Below are 23,232 nucleotides of genomic sequence, written 5' to 3' on the forward strand. Positions count from 1 at the left end.
ATTCGTGACGGGGACCGCATATCGCGGTCCCGTCTGCTTTTGGCCTGAGACATCGAGGTAGCGCCGTGACCCAGCCCGCCAAACCGTTGAACGAATGGGACCATGACACGCTGCACGAAGAGTGCGGCGTGTTCGGTATCCTCGGCCATGCCGAGGCGGCGACGCTGACCGCACTCGGGCTGCACGCCCTGCAACACCGCGGCCAGGAAGCGGCGGGCATCGTCAGCTTCGATGGAAGGCAATTCCACTCCGAACGCCAGCTCGGCCTCGTCGGCGACCACTTCACCGACCCGGCAACGGTGAAGCGCCTCCCCGGCCACATGGCCATGGGCCACGTGCGTTACTCGACCACCGGCGAGACCATCCTCCGCAACGTCCAGCCGCTGTTCGCCGAGCTCGAGGTCGGCGGCATCGCCATTGCGCATAACGGCAACTTCACCAACGGGCTGACCCTCCGCCGCCAGTTGATCGCACAGGGCGCCATCTGCCAGTCGACGTCGGATACCGAGGTGGTGCTCCACCTCATCGCGCGCTCCAAGAAAGTGTCCTCTTCCGACCGCTTCATCGACGCGCTGCAGCATCTTGAGGGCGCCTTCGCGCTCGTCGCCATGACCCGCACCAAGTTGATCGGCGCGCGCGACGCCAATGGCATCCGTCCGCTGGTGCTCGGCGATCTCGACGGCAAGCCGATCTTTGCGTCGGAGACCTGCGCGCTCGACATCATCGGCGCCAAGTTCGTGCGCGACGTCGAGAATGGCGAGGTGGTGATCTGCGAGATCCAGCCCGACGGCTCGATCACCATCGACTCGGTCAAGCCGAAGGTGCAGCGCCCCGAGCGCATCTGCCTGTTCGAGTACGTCTATTTCGCCCGCCCCGACTCCGTCGTCGCCGGCCGCCCGGTCTATGCGGCCCGCAAGAAGATGGGGATCAACCTCGCCAAGGAGGCGCCGGTCGAGGCCGATGTCGTCGTGCCGGTGCCCGATGGCGGCACGCCCGCCGCGATCGGCTATGCGCAGCAGAGCGGCATCCCGTTCGAGCTCGGCATCATCCGCAACCATTATGTCGGCCGCACCTTCATCGAGCCGACCCAGTCGATCCGCGCCTTCGGCGTCAAGCTCAAGCACTCGGCCAACCGCGCCGAGATCGAGGGCAAGCGCGTCGTGCTGATCGACGATTCGATCGTCCGTGGCACCACCTCACTCAAGATCGTGCAGATGATCCGCGAAGCCGGCGCCCGCGAAGTGCATATCCGCGTCGCCTCGCCGATGATCTTTTACTCCGACTATTACGGCATCGACACGCCCGATCCCGAGCACCTCCTTGCCAACCAGCACGACAGCCTCGAATCCATGTGCCGATATATCGGCGCCGACTCGCTGGCCTTCCTGTCGATCGACGGGCTCTACGATGCCGTGGGCGGCGTGAAGCGCGATCCGCTGAACCCGCAGTTCACCGACCACCAGTTCACCGGCGACTATCCGACCGGCCTCACCGACCTCCGCGGCCTCAGCCAGGGCGGCCCGAAGACCCTGTCGCTGATGCGCGAAGCGAGCTGAGGGCCGCATAGAGGTCCTATCTACTCGATGTCATCCCTGCGAAGGCAGGGATCCATCTCACAGCCCGAGCTGGCGGAACCTTGGATCCCTGCCTTCGCAGGGATGACATGGTGGTTTAGGCGACTGTCTGCGGCAACCGCACCCTTCCCTGTTGCAGAACGGCCCGCTATTACCCCGCGCAGTCCAACCGGAACCATCGCATGACCACCTCCCAGACCCTCGCGGGCAAGATCGTTCTCGTCACCGGCGCGTCGCGCGGGATCGGGTACCAGGCGGCGCTCGAGGCGGCGCGACGCGGGGCGCATGTGATCGCGGTGGCCCGCACCGTGGGCGGTCTCGAGGACCTCGATGACGAGATCCAGCGCTTCGGCGGCTCGACCACGCTGGTGCCGCTCGACCTGCGCGAGGGCGACGGTATCGACCGGCTCGGCGCCGCCATCTTCGAGCGCTGGGGCAAGCTCGACGGTCTCGTCGGCAATGCCGGCATGCTGAGCGTCCTCAGCCCTGTCGTGCATTTTGACCCCAAGGATTTCGAGAAGATGATGGCGGTGAATGTCACCGCCAACTACCGGCTGATCCGCTCGCTCGACCTGCTGCTGCGCCAGTCCGAAGCCGGCCGTCTGGTCTTCGTGTCGTCGTCCTCGGCCCACTCGGCTCGAGCCTTCTGGGGCCCGTACGCCGCCACCAAGGCCGCACTCGAAGCGCTGGTGAAGAGCTACGCGGCCGAGACCGGCGGCGCGACTGCGATCCGGGCGAACGTCTTCCACCCGGGTGCCGTGCGCACCGCGATGCGGGCCAAGGCCGCGCCGGGAGAGGATCCCGAGACCCTGCCGCATCCGTCGGCCGTGGCGCCGAGGCTGATCGACATGATCGAGCCCGGCTTCACCGAGAACCGCATGCTTTACGACTGGGAAAAGTCCGAGCTCCGCGCCCTCTAGATTACCTCAGCCGCGTCACCAGCACCTTGTCGATGCGGCGGCCATCCATGTCCAGCACCTCGAAGCGCCACGCCCCGCGCTCGAACACCTCGCCGACAACCGGCAGGTGGTTGAGTTCGGCGAGCACGTAACCGGCTACCGTCTCGAACTTGGCATCCTTGGGCACCGGTACGCCGAGATGGGCCTGGAACTCGTCAGCCTGCATCCAGCCCGAAACAAGGTACGAGCCGTCCTCGCGCGTAACATAGGCCTTCTCGTCGCCCTCCTCCTCCTGGAAGGCGCCGGTGATGGCTTCGAGGATGTCGCCCGGGGTGACGATGCCCTCGAAGTGGCCGTACTCGTCGAACACCAGCGCCATATGCACCAGCGAGCCGCGCAGCGCTTTGAGCACGTCGAGCGCGCTCGAGCGGTCCATCACCACCGGTGCCTGTTTGACCAGCGAGCGCAGGTCGAGCGGCTCGGCGGCCAGCACGTTCTGCACGAGGTCCTTGCGCACGATCACGCCGACGATCGAATCGACCGGTCCATCCTGCACCGGCAGCACCGAGTGCCGCGTCGTGCGGAGCTTTTCGATCATCTCCTCGCGCGTCTCGCTCAAATCGAGCAACTCGACATCGAGGCGCGGCGTCATCAACCCGCGCGCCGACCGGTCGGCTAGCCGCATGACGCCCGAGATCATGTGGCGCTCTTCGGTCTCGAGCACGCCGGCGCTCTCGGCCTCGGCGATGATGGTCTTGACCTCTTCGTCGGTGACCGTCTCCTCGCTCTCTCCACCCTGCCCCAAGAGGCGCAGCACCAGCCGGCCCGACACGTCGAGCAGCCAGACCAGGGGCGCGGCAACGGAAGCGATGAAGGCCATCAGCGGCGCAACGCGGGCCGCCACGCCCTCGGCGTCACGCAGCGCGATCTGCTTGGGCACCAGCTCGCCGATGATCAGCGAGAGGTAGGTGATGATGATGACGACAATGCCGACGCCAAGCGGCAGGGCGATGCCGGCATCAATGCCAACGCCGACCAGCCCATTGCCAAGCCGCTCGCCGAGCGTTGCGCCGGAGAAAGCGCCCGAGAGTACGCCGACGAGGGTGATGCCGATCTGCACCGAGGAGAGGAACTTGCCGGGGTCCTCCTGCAGCTTCAGCGCCACCGTGGCGCCGCGGCGGCCCTCGGCGGCGAGGACCTTGAGTCGAGCCGGGCGGGACGAAACCACCGCCAATTCGCTCATTGCAAGCAGGCCGTTGACGAGCGTCAGGACGGCGACAATCAGGATTTCGAGGAACAATGCCGTATCAGAGTTGCGGCCCCGCACTCAGCATCGGGTCGCTTAGGAGGCGGCGAGTATAGCGGGGATGTACCGGGGCGCAATGACCGAGCTCAGCGCCCCGCACTGCACGAGCACCGGGCAACGACGTGCAGAAACTACACCTCACATGTCATAGTTTGGTGCGGAAGTGGCTGTATCGGCGTAGACGTATACCCGGACCGGACGAGCGGATGCCCTCCCGACATCTCACCAAAGACGCTGCATCCGGGCGTTTAGCAAGCGCACTCATTCACCTGCCCACTTTGAGTGGGTGGTACTCCTGCGTTTGAAAGATCAATGACACAGCTCACTTCTCGCCCCACGGCACTGGTCGTCGAGACCAACTATCTGGTCGCTTCCGTTTTCGAGGCGCCGTTGGTGGCCGCTGGCTACCGCGTGATGATCGCGACCAATCCCGAAGAGGCGTTCGAGCTGCTCGACCGCGAAGACATTCGCCTTGCACTGATCGACTTCCGCCTTCAGCATGGCGAACCCAACGGGCTGGTCGCCCGGCTGTCGCGCAGCGGCGTTCCCTTCATCTTCTGCACCGCCGCGAGCGCAGATGAGGTCCTGGAGCACTTTCCGGATGCCCGAGTAATGGCGAAGCCATTTAGCGACGAGGCGCTGCTCCAGGCTGTCACCGAGCTTGTCCAGACCGCCGGGATTAGCGCGAACAAGCCCTCCTGACCTGCGGATCGTGCAGTCCTGGCCCCTACTTGTCGCTCTTGTCGAACGGGTTTTTGCCGCCGCGAAGCCATAGCCGGATCGGCGTACCCGGCATATCGAAGGCGTCACGCAGCCCGTTTACCAGATAGCGCTGGTAGGCGTTGGGCACCACCTCGGGACGGGAGGCGAACAGGATGAAGCTCGGGGGCCGGATCTTGGCCTGAGTCATGTAGCGTAGCTTCAGACGCCGGCCGGACACAGCCGGCGGCGGATGGCTCTCGGTCATGCCGGCGAGCCAGCGGTTAAGCCGCGCCGTCGAGACGTGGCTGTTCCACTTGGCCTCGATGGCAAAGATCGCCGACATCAGCTTGTCGATGTTGCGCCCCTGCAGGCCCGAGATGGTAACCAGCGGCACGCCCTTGAGCTGCGGCAGGTAGCGTTCGCATTGCTCGCGCAACTCGGCAAGCTTGGCATTCTTGTCCTCGATCGTGTCCCACTTGTTGACCGCGATCACCAGGGCCCGGCCCTCGCGCTCGACGAGATCGGCCAGCGTCAGGTCCTGTTTTTCGAAAGGGATCTGCGCGTCGAGCAGCAGCACCACCACTTCGGCATACTGGATCGAGCGAAGGGAATCGCTGACGGCGAGCTTCTCCAGCTTCTGCTCGATGCGCGACTTGCGCCGCATGCCGGCGGTATCGACCAGATTGATGACCCGGCCGTTGTATTCCCACGGAACCAGGATCGAGTCGCGGGTGATGCCGGCCTCGGGGCCGGTGAGCAGCCGCTCCTCGCCAACCATGCGGTTGATGAGCGTAGACTTGCCGGCGTTCGGGCGACCGATGATCGCGACATTGAGGTGGCGGTTGGGGTCCCAACGCTTGGCCGGCCCGTCCTCGGTCGAGCCGTCGTCCTCGGGCAGATCGACGTTGACCTCCGGCATCAGGTCTTCCGGCACCGCCGCGGCTTCGGCCTTCTCGGCCGCCGCATCCACAGCCTTGGAGACGATCGCATGCAGGTCAGACAGGCCGAGACCGTGTTCGGCCGACAGGGCCACCGGCTCGCCGAAGCCAAGGCTGTAGGCCTCCATCAACCCGGGGTCGGCGGCCTTGCCCTCGGCCTTGTTGGCGATGAGATGCACGTCCTTGCTGGCGCGACGGAGGACCTGGGCGAAGCGCTCGTCGAGCGGCGTCACGCCGGCGCGTGCGTCGATCATGAACAGGATGACGTCGGCATCGCGAATGGCGATCTCGGTCTGCTGGCGCATGCGGTCTTCGAGCGAGCCGTCGGTGCGATCCTCGTAGCCGGCGGTGTCGAGCACCTTGAAGCGCAGGTCGGCGATGCGGCCCTCGGCCTCTCGCCGGTCGCGGGTCACGCCGGGTGTATCATCGACGAGCGCGATCTTCTTGCCGACAAGCCGGTTGAACAGCGTCGACTTGCCGACATTGGGGCGGCCAACAATGGCGACGGTAACGGTCATCGTGACCCCAGATGCGACGCCAGGCGTCTAGATCAGTTGGCCGGAGCCGCGGGAGCGGTTTCGGTGGCCGGGGCCATGGCGGGAGCGTCCGTCGCCGGTGCATCGGCGGCCGGGGCCATCGCACCACCGGCGTCGGCAGGCGGCGTGGTGTCGAGCGCGGGCGCGTCGCCCACCGAGCTGTCGGCAGGAGCGGCCGTGGCTGGATCGACGACGACAGGCGCTTCGGCGGCAGCTGCGGGAGCGGGCGGCGCAACGCCTTCGGCGGTCAGCTGACCCAGGTAGATGTTGAGGCGGGCCCGGAGTTCCTGGCTCGCCAGCGGATCGTTCGCTGCGTCCTCGAAGCTCTGGCGCGCGCCGGCGAGGTCGCCGGCCTTGTACTTGGCGAGCCCGATGGCTTCGCGCGCCGCGTTGCGGAACACCGAGTTCGGGTTGACCATGCCGCCGACACGCTGCTCGACCTTGGCCACATCGCCATCGTCGACAAGCAGGCTGCCCGAGAGGATCAGCGCCAGTTCGCGCAGATACTTGTTCGTCTCCGAAGTGGAGAGCGCATCATAGGCGGCGATCGCCTCGGCGGTCTTGCCGTTCTTGGCGAGCAGCGCTGCCTCGCGGAACTTCGCCAGCGCCGGATAGCCGCCGTGGTTCGCGGCGATCACGTCATCGAGCGCCTTCTGGGCCGCGGCGAGGTCGGTACCGTCCGAAATCTCGAGCGCGCTGTAGAACTGGTCGGACGAGCGGGACGAATTGGAGTTCTGCCACCAGCTCCAGCCCTCGTTCACCGCGACGATGAGGACGACGAGCACGGCGGCGCCGATCACGAACGGGCCAAGAGTCTTCCAGAGCTTGCGCGCGCGGTCGCTGCGCAGTTCCTCGTCGATTTCGCGAATGATGTTTTCGTTGGACATGTAGCTCAGTGAAACGGGGTCGAAATTTGCGCGCAACATAGAGAGGCGTCACTGCGAATGCAAACGCTGCGGCGCCGCTAGTTTCCGCGGGGTTCCGGACGCGACAGCACGAACCAGGCGCAGCCGCCGAACACGGCGAGCACGAACAGCGCCAGCATCCAGTCGGGGCGTGCGCCGATGAGGAACAGCACATAGCCAACCACCATGCCGATGGCGGCCAGGACCTTGCCGCGGCGCGGGATGGCGCCCTCGGCGCGCCACGCCTTGATGACGGGGCCGAAGCGCTTGTGGTTCAGCAGCCAACCCTCTATCCGCTCGGACGAGCGGGCAAAGCAGCCCGCGGCGAGGATGACGAAAATGGTGGTGGGCATCAGCGGCAGGAAGGCGCCGATGATGCCAAGGCCGAGCAGCACGAAGCCGGCAACAAGATAGGCGAAGCGCAACGCGGCGGCGCGCTTGGTACCCACAACTATCGGCTCGTCGCCCTCGCCTACGCCCACTCGACCGTGATGCCTCTGCTAAGTGATTGTGTTTGCACCTGAAACATATCTTCCGGCAACATTGAAGGCCGGTTCATGACCGACGCTTTCCGCGACGCGGTTTTGCTGGCCTATTCGGCGCGTCGACCTGGGCTGGTTACAACGACAGTCGACGGCGGTCGACCCATTTCGCTCGTTAAGGGCTGGGACCCGCGCACACCGACCCCCCTACCCACCTGTCGACAAACTGTCGGCTGGCCGCTATTGGGAGACCGAAGCGAAGCGCACTTCGCTTGCTCGATCGTGATTTTCTGCCCCTGGAGCTGATCCTATGGACAAGAGCCCGTTCACTGGGTGCATTCCTGCCCTGATGACCCCCTGCCGTGCCGACCGGACGCCTGATTTCGATGCGCTAGTCCGCAAGGCCAAGGAGTTGATCGGACTGGGCATGTCCGGGGTCGTCTACTGCGGGTCGATGGGCGACTGGCCGCTGCTGACCGATGCGCAGCGCATGGAAGGCGTCGAGCGCCTCGTTACCGCCGGCATCCCTGTTATCGTGGGGACTGGCGCGGTGAACACCCCGGCCGCCGTAGCCCATGCCGCGCACGCTCAGAAGGTCGGGGCCGCCGGACTGATGCTGATCCCGCGCGTCCTCTCGCGCGGTTCATCCGCCGCCGCGCAGAAGGCGCACTTCAAGGCCCTGCTCGCTGCGGCTCCCGGCCTGCCGGCCGTGATTTACAACAGCCCCTACTATGGCTTCGCCACCCGCGCCGACCTGTTCTTCGCGTTGCGCGCCGAGCACGCCAACCTCGTCGGCTTCAAGGAGTTCGGCGGCGAGAGCGATCTTTCCTACGCGGCCGAACACATCACCTCGGCCGACCCGGACCTGACGCTGATGGTGGGCGTGGATACCGCAGTCTACCACGGCTTCATCCAGTGCGGCGCCGCGGGAGCGATCACCGGCATCGGCAACTGCCTGCCCAAGGAAGTGCTGCATCTGGTCGATCTCTGCCAGAGGGGCCAGAAGGGCGACCCGGTCGCGCGGCGCCGCGCCAAGGAGCTGGAAGAAGCACTCATCAACCTCTCGACCTGGGACGCCGGCCCGGACCTGGTGCTCTACTTCAAGTACCTTCTCGTCCTCAATGGCGAGGAGGAATACGAGCTTCACTTCAACGAGACCGACGCGCTCAGCCCCTCGCAGCGCGCCTTTGCCGAACAGTCGCTGCAGCGTTTCCGCAGCTGGTACGGCGCCTGGGCCGCCTGATCTTCGCCACCCAGTGAATCACGCGGCGGGCCGGACTCGATGCTGGAACCTGCTGATGGAGAACTCCGGCCGCTCCTCGCCGCCTGCCGCCATTTCGGCGATCAAGCGGCCGGTCGTGGCGCTGAGCGTCAGGCCGAGGTGACCGTGGCCAAACGCGAACAATACCCGGCGGTCACCCGGATGCCGACTGATGACCGGTAGCGAATCCGGCGTGGACGGGCGTCGACCCATCCATTCGGCACCGCCCTCGGGCAAGGACGGCACATAGGCCCGCATCTTTGCCCGCATCCCCGCGGCCCGTTTGTAGTTGGGCGGTGTATCCGGCTTCGCCAGTTCCACTGCACCGCCCACCCGCAACCCGTCGACCAGTGGCGTCGCGACGAAGCCATGGTCCGAGAAGCCCACTGGCATCGGCAGGTTCCAACCGAGATCGCTGAAGGTGGTGTTGTAGCCGCGCTCGGTTTCTAGCAGCACCTTGAGGCCAAGCCGGCGAACCAGATCGCGCGACCACACTCCGGCCGCGACGACCACCTGGTCGAAGCTCTGCGTCTCACCGGATTCCAAGGAGACAGCGACCCCGCTTGCCTGTGGCTCGATGGCGCGAACGCGACCAGCCAGCAGCCGTGCCCGTTGCCGCAGGAACGTCTGGTACTGCCGCAGCACGGTGAGTGGATTGGTGGCCATCCAGTATCCTGGCTGATAGACGGCGCCGGCGAACTCGCCTTCGAGCGGCGGCACATGCCGCCGCGCCGCCGCGGCGTCCAGCACCTCGAAATCGAGGCCGAGCACACTATTTACCCGCCGCGCCTCGTCGGCTGCAGCAGCGACCCCGCGCTGGTTCGCGTGCACCGAAAGGTAGCCACTCTGGCGCAGGTGGCCAGTGATGCCGGCGACGGCCGCCATGGCCTCGTGGTCGGCCAGCGTCGTCCGCATCAGGCCGGCAAGCGCCTGCCGCACATGCTGTCCGCGCGAGGGCGTCGCCGATGCGAGGAAGGCCAGCAGCCACGGAACGAGCGCCGGCAGATCAGGCCAGCGCAGGGCCAGTGGCCCGAGCGGATCCAGCAGCCAGCCCGGCACCGCAGCCAGCACGCCCGGACTGGCGAGAGGCGCGATCTCCGGCAGCGCAATCAGCGACGCGTTGCCGGACGACGTCGGCAGGCCGTCGGGATCGGCGTCGAACACCGAAACATCGTGCCCTTGCGCCACCAGCCAGGTCGCCGAAGCACTACCGACAATGCCGGCACCGATAACCGCGATGCGGCTCACTTGGCCTTCCCGGAGAGATCGATCCCGCTGACAGTGTCGCGCGCCATATAGGCTTGGATCTGCCGCACGATCTGCGCCGCGTGCGCCGCAGCCAGCTGGTCGGCACGATCGGCGTCGCCGGCCTCGATGGCCGCGGCCATGTCGCTGTGCTCGTCGACATACCGGCGCGGCAGGTCGTCATCGAACGATTGATAGTAGAGACGTAGCACCCGGCGCCCCTCGTCGAGCAGCCGCGCGAAGAGCTGGGTGAAGTAAACGTTGCCGCCGGCCTCGGCCACCGCGACGTGAAACTCACGGTTGGTTGCGATCATCCCCAGGGCATCACGACGCTCGACGGCGTCGGCATAAGCCGCCTCGAGCGCCCTGATGCGACCCATCTGTTCGGGACGCCGGTGCACCGCCGCTGACCGGGTCGTGACGCGGTACATCAGCGTCAGGGCCTCGAAATAGACCGGCAGATTGACGAAGTCGATCGGAGCGACGATCGTGTTGCGATTGGGCAGTGTCGTCAGCAGCCCCTCGGCCGCCAGCCGCACCATAGCCTCGCGGATCGGGCTCCGCGAGAGGTTGAACTCCTCGGAAAGGCGCATCTCGTCGAGCGGGCTTCCGGGTGGCAGGCTCAGGTCTAGGATGGACCGGCGCAGCTTTTCGTAGACCGTCTGCGCGCCATGGCCACGCTTGCGTGGCTCCGCCAACTCCTCGGTCTCCGCCACCCGCTTTTTCGCCATCGCCCTAATTCCTCGCCCCCCGGAAAGCCGATCACCACGTCGGCGCCTCCGAGAGCTGCTAGAGCCTCGGACTCATTCCCACTCGATCGTGCCCGGCGGCTTGCTGGTCACGTCGTAGACCACACGGTTGATGCCGCGCACTTCGTTGATGATGCGGGTGGCGGCGCGGCCGAGGAAGTTCATGTCGTAGGGGAAGAAGTCGGCGGTCATGCCGTCGACCGAGGTCACTGCACGCAGGGCGCAGACGAACTCGTAGGTGCGGCCGTCGCCCATCACGCCGACGGTCTGCACCGGCAGCAGCACGGCGAAGGCCTGCCAGATCTTGTCGTAAAGCCCGGCCTTCCTGATCTCATCGAGATAGATGGCGTCGGCGCGGCGGAGGATATCGAGCTTTTCGCGGGTCACGCCGCCCGGCAGGCGGATGGCGAGGCCGGGGCCCGGGAACGGGTGGCGGCCGACGAAGCGGTCCGGGAGCCCGAGTTCGCGGCCGAGCGCGCGGACTTCGTCCTTGAACAACTCGCGTAAGGGTTCGACCAGCTGCATGTTCATGCGCGCCGGCAAGCCGCCGACATTGTGGTGCGACTTGATGGTGACCGAGGGGCCGCCCGAGAAGCTGACGCTCTCGATGACATCGGGATACAGCGTGCCCTGGGCCAGGAACTGCGCGCCGCCAATCCGCTTCGCCTCTTCCTCGAACACTTCGATGAACAGCCGGCCAATGGTCTTGCGCTTGGTCTCGGGGTCCGCTTCGCCTTCCAGCGCGCCGATGAATTTATCAGCAGCATCAACATGTACGAGCGGGATATTATAGTGATCTCGGAACATCGAGACGACTTCGTCTGCCTCGTTCATCCGCATGAGGCCGTGATCGACGAAGACGCAGGTGAGCTGGTCGCCGATCGCCTCGTGGATCAGGATGGCCGCCACCGAACTATCCACGCCGCCCGAGAGGGCGCAGATCACCCTGCCCTTGCCCACCTGGGCGCGAATCTTCTCGATCGCGCGCTGACGGTAGGCGGTCATGGTCCAGTCTGAACGAAGTCCGACGATGTTGTGAACGAAGGCTGCAAGCAGTTTGCCGCCATCGGGCGTGTGCACCACCTCGGGGTGGAACATTGTGGTGTAGTAGCGCTTCTGCTCATTCACCGCGATGGCAAAGGGCGCGTTCTCGGAGGTGCCGACAACCTTGAAGCCGGGCGGCAGTTCGGTGACGCGGTCGCCGTGGCTCATCCACACCGGGTAGCGGCTGCCGACATCCCAGAAGCCCGCGAAGAGCGGCGAGGCTTCCTTGATCTCGACATCGGCACGGCCGAACTCGCGGGCATGGCCGCCCTCGACCACGCCGCCCTGCTGAAGGGCCAGCGTCTGCTGGCCATAGCAGATGGCGAGGATCGGGACGCCGGAGTCGAACACGGCCTGCGGGGCGCGGGGGCTGCCCTTGTCGGTCACGGAGGCGGGGCCGCCCGAGAAGATGACGCCCTTGGGCTGCATCCGGGCGAAGGCCTCGCCGGCCGACTGGAACGGGTGGATTTCGCAGTAGACACCCGTCTCGCGCAGGCGTCGCGCGATCAGCTGCGTCACCTGCGAGCCGAAATCGATGATGAGGATGGATTCAGCGGGAGCGGCAGCGATGTCTTGCATGGGCCGGAAATAAAGCGCCCCCGGGGATTCCGCAAGCCTTACGCAACCGCCTCCCCCGAGGTTGGGTCGTTGGCCCGGGTTAGCTTCCCCGCGAGGTTCTTGTTGAGCGCCGATTCCAGCGTGCGACGGAGCTGGGGATCGGCGGCGACGCTCTCAGACAGTCTGGCCTGCTCGAAGGCCAGCGCGCGCGTCGGCTTGACCACCGTCGCCGTTGCCGTCGCTGGCTTGCCGGAGAGAAAGCTCAGCTCACCGATATAGTCCCCCGGTCCGCAGATCGCGACCAGCCGACCGTTGTGCTCGATCTTGGCTATCCCGTCAGCAAGGTAGATGAGCTGCTTTACCGGCTCGCCTTCCACGGTAAGTTTCGTGTCCACGTCGAAGCGCTTCAGTTCGGCCTGATCGAGCAGACGCTTGATGGCGCGGCGGTCGACATCGTCCGGCATGCTGTCGGCGAAGTGCTGGTGGTCATCGGCGAAACGGTGATGACGCTCGTAGTACCAGATCAGCAGCAGCTGCACGACGTTGACGAGAACGAAGATCGCTTCCCACAGAACGCTGACGGGATCGAACAGGAAGACCGAGCGATATACGATCTTGGCCAGTCCTGCCGCCACGGCGAAGAGGCGGAGCATCACCATGCGCCGCTGCAACATGGAGACGATCAGCAGGAAGTACGTGAAGTGCCCGAACAGAATGACGGGATTGGTAAGCCCCTCTAGGAGCTGTTCGAGCAATGCATCCATGGTAACCGCAACGGCTGGCGCCCCACCGAAATGCGGCGCTGTATGGCGACTCGGCCTCAGCCGCCCGGGAGAGCGTTGTTAGAGGTCCGTAGACGTTTCGCCAACACGCGCATGACGTTGAGGGCGAAATACGGCGCCTCGCTGGTCATGAACAGGAACTGCTTCTCGCTCACGGGGACGATTACGGCATCGGTCTCGGCGACAACAGTGGCACTACGCGGCTCGCTATCGATCAGCGCCATCTCCCCGAAGATCTCGCCCTCGCCCAGCACCTGCAATGTCTTGTTGCCGTGGCGGATGGCGACGGAGCCCGACTTCACCACGAAGAACTCGGCGCCGTTGTCACCTTCGCGGAAGATAATCTCGCCGGCCTTGGCCATCTGCGAGTCCTCGGTGGCGCGCGCGAGGAGCGTGAAGTCGACGAAGCTGCCGTTCATGTGATGCATCACCGCAGGCGCGAAAGCCCCGGTTCCCTGTCCCAAATGCCCACTTCTCTGATTTTTGCGTGACACTTTGCTGACAGTTTTATGACGGTCCCAAGTCATTGGAGCGCAGGCGATTCAGCCGACCGCTGCGTGGCTTTTGCCAGCTTGCCCACGAGATTGGCGTTGAAGCTGGCGTCGAGTGCCTGGCGCAGTTCACCGTCATTGGCCATGGCGGCGCGCAAGCGCTTCTGATCGAAGGCGAGGTAGCGCATCGGCCGGCCGCTACCGTCGTCGCCGATGCCGCGCCACCCGAGACAAAACTCATCTCACCCAGAAAATCGCCCGGCCCGCAGACACCGACGATGCGGCCGCCGCGTTCGACCTGCGCCACGCCTTCGGCGATGAAGATCAGCTCGTGGACCGCCTCGCCTTCACCGGTCAGCCGCTGGCCGGCATCCACGTGGCGCAGCCGGGCGAGCCGCAGCAGCCGGCGGACGGTGCGCCGCTCGATGCTGGCCGGCATGATCGAGGCGAAGCGCTCTTCGTCACCGGTGAAGCGATGGCGCTTGGCGTACCACCACAGGATCGCCAGCTGGATGACGTTCACGGCGACGAAGATGATTTCCCGGAACACGATGATCGAATCGACCTGGATAAAGGCCCGGTTGATGATCCGGGTGACACCCGCGCAGATGGCGATGGCGCGCAGCCAGCCCATGTCGTTCATCATCATCGAGATCACAAGCAGGGCATAAGGCAGGTGAGTCAGGAACTGGGCCGGGTCCAGCAGCTGGGCCGCGAAGTCCGAGAAATCCATCTGTGCCAATACCTTAATGAAAGATCTGAGTAAGGGCCCCGCTTCGGCCCGCGTCAACCGCGCACGGCCGGTTTGACCCGTCAAAATCCACAGCCGCTCCCAATGCCACAACATGGCTTGCGCGGAGCCTCGGCGTGATGCCATTTGTAATCGATTGCACGAATAAGCCCGGCAGCAGACCGGGAGTCCGTGCGGAGGGGATATATGACTGAAAACCGCCTTCCAGGCGCTGACTTCGTTCGCGCAGCAGCCTGCCTCACGGTGCTGTTCCATCACCTGGCGCAGCGGATGAGCAAACAGCACGATCTCGGCTGGATGGAGTGGCTACGCCCGTTCTCCGACATGGGCACGCTTGGCGTCGCAATGTTCTTCGTGCTCTCGGGGTTCCTCTTGGCGCGGCCATTCTGGCAGGCGCTCGATCGCGGCGAGCCCATGCCGTCGCTGCGCACCTACGCCATGCGGCGCGCCGCGCGCATACTGCCTGGCTACTGGGCGGCGCTGCTGGTGACGTTCGCGCTCACCATCACGGTGTTCGGCTTCGCGCTCGATTGGCAACTGGTCCTGCGCCTCGTTGCCGGAATCTTCGTCGTCGCCGACTGGCACTGGGTGACGCTGTTCCCGGTTGAGGTGAACGGCCCGCTTTGGTCGATCAGCTTCGAGGTGACGTCCTACCTGCTGCTGCCGCTGGGCTTTGCGCTGCTGTTCGTCGCTTCGCGCTGGGCCGGCCAGGGCTGGCAGTCGCGGCTGATGTGGGTGGGCGTTCTCGCGCTCCCCATCCTCGCCCATTGGCTGTTCACCCGCTACTACCGGGTCGACTTGCGCCAGCGCGGCTGGGATTATGGGCTGATCGGCGGCGCCAAATTCTGGATGCCGCGCTTCAACCCCTTCGGCTTCTTCGCCATGTTCGCCATCGGCTCGCTGGCGGCGGGCCTGCAGGTGCGCTGGACGAAGTACCGCAAAGGGCTGTTCGATCTCGTAGCGCTGATCGCAATCGGCTGGGCCGTGCAGCGCATGGTCGTGCAGTATGACGCGCCCACACCGGACAGCTGGGGCTGGCTCGGCGTTCCCTACGGCTTCCCGTGGTTCGTACTGGCGGTGGCCCTGTTCCTAGCCGCGGCCCCTTCAGGCCTATGGCTGGGTCGTGCGCTCGACAACGCGCTGATGCGCTACATCGCCCGCATATCGTTCGGCATCTACATCTGGCACTATCTGGTGCTGGAACTGGTCCGCCTCTACTGGGATCCGCTGATCCAGCACGGTACTGCGGTCGATCCGGTGCGCTTCGCCGTGACGTCGACGATCATCACCGGCGTCACCATCGTCGTCGCGCACATCTCCTACACGATGCTGGAGGAACCGATGATCCGGTGGGCGCGGCGCCGGGAACTAGGCGGCGCTACCCGCTCGGGGCTGTCGCCCGTCGTCAGTTGAGTACGGCTATGGAGAGGTTCAGCAAGCTCGCGAAACCCACCCAGAGCGCGTAGGGCACGAAAAGCCATGCCGAGAGTCGGTCGCGATCCCAGCGATTGGCGATGAAGGCTAGGACCAGCGCGAAGATGGCGATGATCACGATGAAAGCCGGCCACAGCAGGTGCAGCGAGAACCATACGGGCGACCACAACCAGTTGAGCGCCATCTGCCCGTACCAGAGCTTCATGCCCAGTCCGTTCGGCTCGGCGAGGAATGTCCGCCAGCCTGCAATCGCGATCAGCGCATAGAGCGTGAACCAGACCGGGCCGAACAGCCAGTTGGGCGGATTGAACGGCGGTTTGTTCAGCTGGGCGTACCACTCGCCGGGCGCGGTGTTGATGCCGATCAGCGCGCCGACGCCGATGACCACGACGAGGAAGATCGCGAGGATGACGAGGGAACGCGGGGACTTGAGGTCAGTAACGGTCTGGGTGCTCATACCGCGAGTAACGCACTCGCGGAGCTAGAGTTTCACCCATCAACCCGCCTGCATCGCGATGCAGTAGAAGCCGTCCGTTCCGGTCGTATGAGGCGTGAGAGACACCCCACCCTCGGGCGAAAATCGTGCGCGCAGCTTGGCCCCGGAGAAATGCGCCATCCACTGCTTGTTGCCGGGGATCGCCGTGAAACCGGGGTTGGCGGCGAGGAAGGTCGCGATCTGGTCGGCATTCTCTTCGGGCAGGACCGAGCAGGTGATGTAGACCAGCGTACCGCCCGGCTTCAGGTAGGTGGCGGCTTCGGCGAGAATGGCAGCCTGCTCCCCAACTCGCAGCGCGAGCTGCTCGGGCGTGAGCTTCCACTTGGTCGTCGGCTGCCGCCGCCAGGTCCCCGTGCCGGTGCACGGGGCGTCGACAACGACACGATCCAGCTTGCCCTTGAGGTCATCGAGCACGCCCGGGCCGGGGGCGCGGACCTGCACGTTGCGGACGCCCGCGCGCTTCAGCCGGTCGTAGATCGGGGCGAGGCGCTGCCGGTCGCTGTCATAGGCAAAGATCTGGCCGCGGTTCTGCATGGCCGCCGCCATGGCGAGGGTCTTGCCCCCTGCCCCGGCGCAAAGATCGAGCACCTGCTCGCCGCCGCGGGGGCTGGCCAGCGCCGCGACGATCTGGCTCCCGAAATCCTGCACTTCGAACCAGCCCTTGAGGTAGCCCTCCTCGCTGGTGACGTTCGGCGTGCGGCTGTCACGCGCACCGGCCGGGAAGCGCACGCCCTCGGCGAACCGCACCTCGGCTTCCGGGGCGAAGCGGCCGAGGCCGCGCAGCACCTTGTCGCGATTGGCCTTGAGCGTATTGACGCGCAGGTCGAGCGGCGGCCGGCCGGCGAGGCCCTGCGCTTCGGCAACCCAGTCGTCGCCAAAACTCTTCTTGAGATGCGGCCCGATCCACTCGGGCACATCGGCGCGGACATGGTCCGGCGCGCCGGCGAGCGGGTCCGCTGCGGTCAGCCGGACGGCTTCCTCATCGGTGATCGGCGCCGGGGCGAAGCGATCGCCGCCAAAACTGTCGTTGAGCGCGGCAATATCCTCGCCCCACTCGCGCACGACGACGGCCAGCACCAGCGCCCGCGGCTCATCGGCGCCCATGATCCAGGCCAGCGACGAGCGGCGGCGCAGCGCGTCGTAGACGAGATTGCCGATGGCGGCGCGATCGCCGGCACCGGCAAAGCGGTTGTTGAGGCCCCAGGCCTTCAGCGCCTCGGCCACCGGGCGCTTGTGCGCGTCGATATCGGCCAGCACGTCGATGGCAGCGGCAATCCGGCCCGGCAGGCGCATCAGTTGGCTCCAAACGCGATAAGGAGCGTGCGGACTAGCAAGTCCGCCCAGAAAACGCAAAGGACGACCAGCCCGGCCGTGTAGGCAGCGAAGCGGCGAACGACGTTGTTGGTGGTGATATGGATCGCAGCGTGGACATAGCGCGTCGCGACGAACGCGTAGGCGAGGACCAGTTCAAGCAGCGTCGGGCCGAGCCACAGCGCAACGAGACTCGCAACATAGAACAGCACCGGCAACTGGAACTGGTTGTCGAAGGCGTTCGATGCCTTCCGCTCATGCTCGGGCCAGCCGTCCCGGCTGAGCGCGATGTCGCGGATCTTCACCTTGCCGTCCATCACCATCGGGATGCGGACAGTGCCGAGGTACCAGAGCAACCCCAGGGCAAGCGCGCCCTGGAGCAGCATGGCGATCACCAGCCATGGCGCGTTGGGCGCCATCGGCGTCAGTTGCCGCCGCGATAGTTCGGGCTTTCGCGAGTGATCGAGACGTCGTGGACGTGGCTCTCGTTGAGCCCGGCGCCCGAGATCTTCACGAAGACCGAGTTGTCGCGGAACGACTGCAGGTCGGGTGCGCCGGTATAGCCCATGGCGGCGCGCAGGCCGCCCGAGAGCTGGTGCAGCACGTTGCCGGCGGCGCCCTTGTACGGCACCTGCCCCTCGATGCCCTCGGGCACGAGCTTGAGGCTCTCGCGCACATCCTGCTGGAAGTAGCGATCTGCGGAACCGCGGGCCATGGCACCCACCGAGCCCATGCCGCGGTAGGACTTATAGGAGCGGCCCTGGTAGAGGTAGACCTCGCCCGGGCTCTCATCGGTGCCGGCAAGGAGCGAGCCCACCATCACGACACTGGCGCCACCGGCGAGGGCCTTCGCCATATCGCCTGAGAACTTGATGCCGCCGTCGGCGATCACCGGAATGCCCTGCTTGTCGGCTTCTTCGGCGCAGGCCATCACCGCTGCCAGCTGCGGCACACCGACGCCCGCAACGATCCGGGTGGTGCAGATCGAACCGGGCCCGATGCCGACCTTGACGCAATCGGCACCCGCATCGATAAGCGCCCGGGTGGCTTCCGCGGTCGCCACGTTGCCCGCAACGATGCGGGTCGAATTGCTCTCCCGCTTCACCCGCTCCACCGATTTCAACACGCCGGCCGAGTGGCCATGCGCGGTGTCGACCACCAGCAGGTCGACGCCGGCATCGATCAGCGCCAGCGAGCGTTCGTAGCCGGCATCGCCGACGCCGGTCGCGGCGGCAACGCGCAGGCGACCTTGGGCATCCTTCACCGCGTGCGGGTTGAGCTGCGCCTTCTCGATATCCTTGACGGTGATCAGGCCGACGCAGCGGCCGTCGTCGTCAAGCACCACCAACTTCTCGATGCGGTGCTGGTGCAGCAGGCGCTTGGCGTCTTCCTTGCTCACGCCGTCGCGGACGGTGATGAGGTTCTCGTGCGTCATCAGTTCGGCGATGCGCTGGTTCGGGTTGGAGGCGAAGCGCACGTCGCGGTTGGTGAGGATGCCGACCAGCCGGCCGAGCCGGCGGCCGCCCGTGCCGCCGTTCTCGACCACCGGAATGCCGGAGATGTGGTTGGCTTCCATCAGCGCCAGCGCGTCGGCGAGCGTCGCGTCCGGGCCGATGGTGATGGGGTTCACCACCATGCCGCTCTCGAAGCTCTTCACCTGGCGGACCTGCTCGGCCTGTTCGAAGACCTCGAGGTTCTTGTGGATCACGCCCATCCCGCCGGCCTGAGCCATGGCGATGGCCATGCGGTGCTCGGTGACGGTGTCCATGGCGGACGAAAGGATCGGGATGTTGAGGAAGATGTCCTTGGTCACCCGCGTACGGATGTCCACATCGGTCGGCAGCACATCGGAGGCCGCGGGCTGCAGCAGCACGTCGTCGAACGTCAACGCGCTATCGCCGGTGATGGAGGTAATGATCTTCGCCAAGGGGTGGGCCCTTCCTTCTGCGCAACAGAAAAATGGAAGCCCGCAGCGGGAACGACTCGACGTCCGACTGCGGGTTGGCGAGGGTGAATAGCACCGGGTCCGGGCTTTGGGAAGCGGCTTTCCACATGGCTGACATGTGTGCCGGAAAGGGGGTAAGCTCATTCGCGGACGCGCCTTCACGGTGCGGGTTCAATGCGCACCGGAGAGGGAGACGCCGACCGAAAAAGCAGAGCGAGGAGGAAGAGATGGCAGACAACGGCAGACAAGCCGGGCCCCGGTGCATTGCGCTGGTGGGGCCGTTCGCGAGTGGCAAGACATCGCTGCTCGAGGCGATCCTGATGCGTACTGGGGCCATCACGAGACAAGGCCATGCCCGCGACGGCAACATGGTGGGGGATGCCTCGCCGGAAGCCCGCACCGCCGGCATGAGCATCGAGCTCAACGTCGCCGAAGCCGATTACATGGGCGACCGCTACACCTTCATCGACTGCCCCGGATCGGTCGAGTTCCAGTTTGAATCCCTGCCGGTTTTGGCCGGCGTCGATATGGCCGTGGTGGTCGCCGAGGCCGACCCCAAGAAGGTCCCGGCGCTGCAGATGATCCTCAGGGATCTCGAAGCGCGGCAGCTGCCGCACCTGCTTTTCCTCAACAAGATCGACAAGCTCTCGGGCTCGGTGCGCGACATCCTCACGATGCTGCAGCCGGCGAGCCGCGTACCGTTGGTGCTGCGCCAGCTGCCGATGACCAAAAACGGCATCGTCACCGGCTGCATCGACCTCGCGCTCGAGCGCGCCCATGTCTACCACGAGGCCAAGGAGAGCGAGATCGTCGCCCTGCCCGAAGGCGAGCAAGCGGCCGAAGTCGAGGCGCGCACCGCCATGCTCGAGCAGATCGCCGACTATGACGACGTGCTGATGGAGCAGTTGCTCGAGGATGTCGCGCCGGAAAAGAGCCTCATCTTCAAGGACCTCGTCGAGGAGATGCGCATGGGCAAGATCAGCCCGGTGTTCATCGGCTCGGCGGAACACGGCAACGGCATCTCGCGCCTGCTCAAGGCCATCCGCCACGAGGCGCCCACCGTGCGCGAGACCCGCGAGCGGCTGGGGCTCGGCAAGCCTTCAGGCACCGTGGTGCAGGTGATGAAGACCATCCAGACAGCGCGCAGTGGCAAGATGTGCGTCGCCCGCGTGCTGGCCGGCTCGGTCAGCGACGGCATGACCCTGCGTTCGGCCGATGGCCGCGACTGCAAAGTCTCCGGCCTGTTCCGGGTGATGGGTCAGGACACGCAGAAGCGCGATGCCGCACAGGAAGGCGAGACGGTCGCCCTCGGCAAGGTCGAGGCGGCCCGCACCGGCGACACGCTTTCGACCGCGATGGTGCCCGACATCGCGGCGATGCCCGAAAGCATGCCGATGATGTCGATCGCCGTCGCACCCAAGGAGCGCAAGGACGACGTCCGCCTTTCGTCGGCGCTGCAGCGCATCCTCGAGGAGGATCCCTCGCTGCGGCTCGTGCATGTGCCCGAGACCGGCGAGACCGTGCTCGAGGGGCACGGCGAGATGCACCTGCGCGTCGTCGTCGACCGCATCGCCACGCGCTACGGCGTCCCCGTCACCACTTCGGTGCCGCGCATCGCGTATCGCGAAACCATCCGTAAGGCCGCCAATGTGCGCGGCCGGCACAAGAAGCAGTCGGGCGGGCACGGCCAGTTCGGCGACGTGGTGCTGACCATCCGGCCGCAGCCGCGTGGTTCGGGCAACGGCTTTGAGGAAAAGATCACCGGCGGCGTGGTGCCGCGCCAGTATATCAGCTCGGTCGAGGCCGGCGTGCGCGAGTATCTCGACCTCGGCGGCCCGCTCGGCTTCCCGGTCGTCGATGTGGCGGTGACGCTGACCGACGGCTCGTACCACACGGTCGACTCGTCCGACATGGCGTTCCGACAGGCGGCGCAGGTCGGCATGCGCGAAGGCATGCCGCAATGCGAGCCGGTGCTGCTCGAACCGGTGATGGACGTCACGGTCCGCTGCCCAAGCGACGCTACCGCCCGCATCAACGCCATCCTCCCCCGCCGCCGCGGCCAGATCATCGGCTCGGATGCCCGCGACGGCTGGGACGGCTGGGACGAAATCCACGCGCTGGTCCCCGCCTCCGAGATGCAGGACCTGATCATCGAACTGCGCTCCGCCACGGCGGGCGTCGGCAGTTTCGTGCAGGAGTTCGACCACCTGGCCGAGATCGGCGGGCGCTTGGCGGAAGAGGTAGCGGGGAAATACGGGAGGCACCACGCGGGGGGATGAGTTCCCCCCTCGGCATGCACCTGAACTAGCCGCGACCGCGGTACGACGCGACGCCCTGGTCGGGCAGCCAGACGCCGTCGAGCGGCCGGCCGGTCTGCCAGAACACGTCGATGGGGATGCCGCCGCGCGGGTACCAGTAGCCGCCGATCCGGAGCCAGCGCGGCGCCAGCCGTTCGACCAGCCGCTTGCCGATCATCACCGTGGTCGCCTCGTGAAACGAGCCGTGGTTGCGGAACGAGTGCATGAAGAGTTTCAGCGACTTGGACTCGATCAGCCACTGATCGGCGACATAGTCGATGACCAGGTGGGCGAAATCGGGCTGGCCGGTGATCGGGCAGAGCGCGGTGAATTCGGGCACGGCGAAGCGGATGAGATAATCGACATCGGGGTGCGGATTGGGCACCCGGTCGAGCGTCGCGGTTTCCGGATCGGTGGGGATTTCGGCCGGACGGCCGAGCACGAGCGGGGTCTCGTCGAGAGACATGGCACTTCCTTTGCTGGCCGGCATCAGACCGGCGCGTCATCGCCGCACTCCGGGAGGGGCCCGGCGCGGCACGGTTGCCGTATCACGGTGATGGTCGGCGGACAACGAGGAGTGGTGGGTGTCAGCGGCAAACGACAGCCGCAGTGGAATAGCAGAACGGACAAAAGCGATTTAAAAACAGTAACTTACTTGAGTACGGCTGACGCCTCGATGCTCTCCCACCCTAGCCGGTGTTGCACTTCGTTTGAGAACTCGGGGAACCTGATAGGATGCAGCACAAGGTGCGCCGGGAGCATTGCTGCGGCTCATCCCTGTCAATGAGGTAGACTTCAATCCGGACGGTATGAGTGGTGGTGCAGCCTTTGTACTACAGGACATCGAAGGGGCCTTTCGTGCTGACTTCGCCGGACTCATTGTTCGAGGGGGAAGGAAAGCTTCTACATCCTCAAGGCAGGGGTGGTTTGGAGTTTTCTCGACAGCATTTCGGCGGGCTGGCCCGACTAAGCGAAGATTGGCGTCCCCACCTTATCCCCCTACCCTCCACCCAGCCTTATTCTCACCCCGTCCTCGCACTGGGCGGCGTTCGCGACGAACGAACGGTGAGTGGATATCGGGAGCCATGGCAGTCGTGCCATGGCGGGTTTGTAGGACCGACAACCGGCCACCCATCCAGGCTCCGGCACAGCAATGTGGACGCGAGGCGAGATGGGGGTACGCTCCTTGGATCCCACAAGTCCAACTCATTCCCGATCCAGACCGGCGCGGCGACGGCCGTTACATCTGCGGACTAACCGCGTGGCCAGAGCCGCGCCGGCCCCGCCTGATCGCAACAATCCTCCGAGGCCGATTGGCCGTCGGATGCATCAGCATGTCATTTGAAGGAGAAGGCGGCTGGCTGGGGAACCTGGATTCGAACCAAGATTGACGGAGTCAGAGTCCGTAGTTCTACCATTGAACTATTCCCCAAGCGCTGGGCCTGGATGCCGGGGCGCGTGGCCATCAGCATTCGGAGCGCCTTCTAGCGGCATTCACGGCCGGGATCAACACCCGATTTCATCGT

Annotated in this window: 21 protein-coding genes and 1 tRNA gene; 6 read left to right on the plus strand and 16 right to left on the minus strand. The window is 65.7% G+C overall.

Annotated elements, in window-relative coordinates; all coding sequences use genetic code 11:
- The first annotated feature begins 65 nt into the window (after positions 1-65).
- A complete protein-coding gene (purF, locus tag ACOYW5_RS07410; protein WP_423068609.1) occupies positions 66-1,556 on the plus strand; it encodes an amidophosphoribosyltransferase in 1,491 nt (496 codons plus the stop codon).
- Positions 1,557-1,756: 200 nt separating this feature from the next.
- Complete coding sequence (locus ACOYW5_RS07415) at positions 1,757-2,494, plus strand: SDR family NAD(P)-dependent oxidoreductase (protein ID WP_423068610.1); 738 nt, start codon at positions 1,757-1,759, stop codon at positions 2,492-2,494.
- 1 nt (position 2,495) lies between these two features.
- Here ACOYW5_RS07415 and ACOYW5_RS07420 read toward each other — a convergent pair whose 3' ends face one another.
- The gene (locus tag ACOYW5_RS07420) at positions 2,496-3,758 is read right to left on the minus strand and encodes a hemolysin family protein (protein WP_423069424.1); all 1,263 of its coding nucleotides are present in this window, start codon (positions 3,756-3,758) and stop codon (positions 2,496-2,498) included.
- A 333-nt stretch (positions 3,759-4,091) separates the two neighbouring features.
- Between ACOYW5_RS07420 and ACOYW5_RS07425 the strand changes: the two genes are divergently transcribed.
- Positions 4,092-4,481, plus strand: a complete 390-nt coding sequence (locus ACOYW5_RS07425; protein WP_423068611.1) for a response regulator — start codon at positions 4,092-4,094, stop codon at positions 4,479-4,481.
- A 25-nt stretch (positions 4,482-4,506) separates the two neighbouring features.
- On the opposite strand, the gene der is transcribed toward ACOYW5_RS07425, so the two are convergent.
- From der to ACOYW5_RS07440, 3 genes are all read right to left on the minus strand, one after another.
- Positions 4,507-5,937, minus strand: a complete 1,431-nt coding sequence (gene der, locus ACOYW5_RS07430) for a ribosome biogenesis GTPase Der (RefSeq protein ID WP_423068612.1) — start codon at positions 5,935-5,937, stop codon at positions 4,507-4,509.
- 32 nt (positions 5,938-5,969) lie between these two features.
- Complete coding sequence (locus ACOYW5_RS07435; RefSeq protein WP_423068613.1) at positions 5,970-6,842, minus strand: tetratricopeptide repeat protein; 873 nt, start codon at positions 6,840-6,842, stop codon at positions 5,970-5,972.
- Between the two features lie 77 nt (positions 6,843-6,919).
- Entirely contained in the window at positions 6,920-7,309 is a 390-nt protein-coding gene (locus ACOYW5_RS07440) for a YbaN family protein (protein WP_423068614.1), read from the minus strand.
- A 343-nt stretch (positions 7,310-7,652) separates the two neighbouring features.
- On the opposite strand from ACOYW5_RS07440, the gene ACOYW5_RS07445 reads away from it, so the two are divergent.
- Positions 7,653-8,585, plus strand: a complete 933-nt coding sequence (locus ACOYW5_RS07445) for a dihydrodipicolinate synthase family protein (RefSeq protein ID WP_423068615.1) — start codon at positions 7,653-7,655, stop codon at positions 8,583-8,585.
- 18 nt (positions 8,586-8,603) lie between these two features.
- Here the strand turns inward: ACOYW5_RS07445 and ACOYW5_RS07450 are convergent, their stop codons facing one another.
- The 6 genes from ACOYW5_RS07450 to ACOYW5_RS07475 form a co-directional block, all read right to left on the minus strand.
- Positions 8,604-9,851: an NAD(P)/FAD-dependent oxidoreductase gene (locus tag ACOYW5_RS07450; protein ID WP_423068616.1), complete on the minus strand. Its 1,248-nt coding sequence runs from the start codon at positions 9,849-9,851 to the stop codon at positions 8,604-8,606.
- On the minus strand, positions 9,848-10,579 hold the full coding sequence (locus tag ACOYW5_RS07455) for a GntR family transcriptional regulator (protein WP_423068617.1): 732 nt from the start codon (positions 10,577-10,579) through the stop codon (positions 9,848-9,850). Before ACOYW5_RS07455 ends, ACOYW5_RS07450 begins: the two co-directional genes overlap by 4 nt.
- Before the next feature lie 72 nt (positions 10,580-10,651).
- Positions 10,652-12,220, minus strand: a complete 1,569-nt coding sequence (guaA, locus tag ACOYW5_RS07460) for a glutamine-hydrolyzing GMP synthase (RefSeq protein ID WP_423068618.1) — start codon at positions 12,218-12,220, stop codon at positions 10,652-10,654.
- Between the two features lie 38 nt (positions 12,221-12,258).
- Entirely contained in the window at positions 12,259-12,963 is a 705-nt protein-coding gene (locus ACOYW5_RS07465; RefSeq protein ID WP_423068619.1) for a Crp/Fnr family transcriptional regulator, read from the minus strand.
- Positions 12,964-13,019: 56 nt separating this feature from the next.
- The gene (locus ACOYW5_RS07470) at positions 13,020-13,409 is read right to left on the minus strand and encodes a Crp/Fnr family transcriptional regulator (RefSeq protein ID WP_423068620.1); all 390 of its coding nucleotides are present in this window, start codon (positions 13,407-13,409) and stop codon (positions 13,020-13,022) included.
- Between the two features lie 79 nt (positions 13,410-13,488).
- Positions 13,489-14,349: a cyclic nucleotide-binding domain-containing protein gene (locus tag ACOYW5_RS07475; protein ID WP_423068621.1), complete on the minus strand. Its 861-nt coding sequence runs from the start codon at positions 14,347-14,349 to the stop codon at positions 13,489-13,491.
- A gap of 60 nt (positions 14,350-14,409) precedes the next feature.
- On the opposite strand from ACOYW5_RS07475, the gene ACOYW5_RS07480 reads away from it, so the two are divergent.
- Positions 14,410-15,636: an acyltransferase family protein gene (locus tag ACOYW5_RS07480; RefSeq protein ID WP_423068622.1), complete on the plus strand. Its 1,227-nt coding sequence runs from the start codon at positions 14,410-14,412 to the stop codon at positions 15,634-15,636.
- Here the strand turns inward: ACOYW5_RS07480 and ACOYW5_RS07485 are convergent.
- From ACOYW5_RS07485 to guaB, 4 genes are read right to left on the minus strand one after another with little or no spacing between them, the layout of a single operon-like run.
- Entirely contained in the window at positions 15,629-16,114 is a 486-nt protein-coding gene (locus ACOYW5_RS07485) for a TspO/MBR family protein (RefSeq protein ID WP_423068623.1), read from the minus strand. The genes ACOYW5_RS07480 and ACOYW5_RS07485 overlap by 8 nt on opposite strands.
- 39 nt (positions 16,115-16,153) lie before the next feature.
- The gene (locus tag ACOYW5_RS07490) at positions 16,154-17,446 is read right to left on the minus strand and encodes an RsmB/NOP family class I SAM-dependent RNA methyltransferase (protein ID WP_423068624.1); all 1,293 of its coding nucleotides are present in this window, start codon (positions 17,444-17,446) and stop codon (positions 16,154-16,156) included.
- Positions 17,446-17,883, minus strand: coding sequence for an MAPEG family protein (locus ACOYW5_RS07495; protein ID WP_423068625.1), 438 nt, complete (start codon positions 17,881-17,883; stop codon positions 17,446-17,448). Before ACOYW5_RS07495 ends, ACOYW5_RS07490 begins: the two co-directional genes overlap by 1 nt.
- Positions 17,884-17,888: 5 nt before the next feature.
- A complete protein-coding gene (guaB, locus tag ACOYW5_RS07500; RefSeq protein ID WP_423068626.1) occupies positions 17,889-19,391 on the minus strand; it encodes an IMP dehydrogenase in 1,503 nt (500 codons plus the stop codon).
- 245 nt (positions 19,392-19,636) lie between these two features.
- Between guaB and ACOYW5_RS07505 the strand changes: the two genes are divergently transcribed.
- Positions 19,637-21,688, plus strand: coding sequence for an elongation factor G (locus tag ACOYW5_RS07505; RefSeq protein WP_423068627.1), 2,052 nt, complete (start codon positions 19,637-19,639; stop codon positions 21,686-21,688).
- A gap of 25 nt (positions 21,689-21,713) precedes the next feature.
- On the opposite strand, the gene queF is transcribed toward ACOYW5_RS07505, so the two are convergent.
- Positions 21,714-22,172, minus strand: coding sequence for a preQ(1) synthase (queF, locus tag ACOYW5_RS07510; RefSeq protein ID WP_423068628.1), 459 nt, complete (start codon positions 22,170-22,172; stop codon positions 21,714-21,716).
- Between the two features lie 892 nt (positions 22,173-23,064).
- Positions 23,065-23,138, minus strand: a tRNA-Gln gene (locus tag ACOYW5_RS07515).
- Between the last annotated feature and the right edge of the window lie 94 nt (positions 23,139-23,232).

Source organism: Devosia sp. CN2-171 (genome assembly GCF_049354815.1).
GTDB lineage: Bacteria > Pseudomonadota > Alphaproteobacteria > Rhizobiales > Devosiaceae > Devosia_A.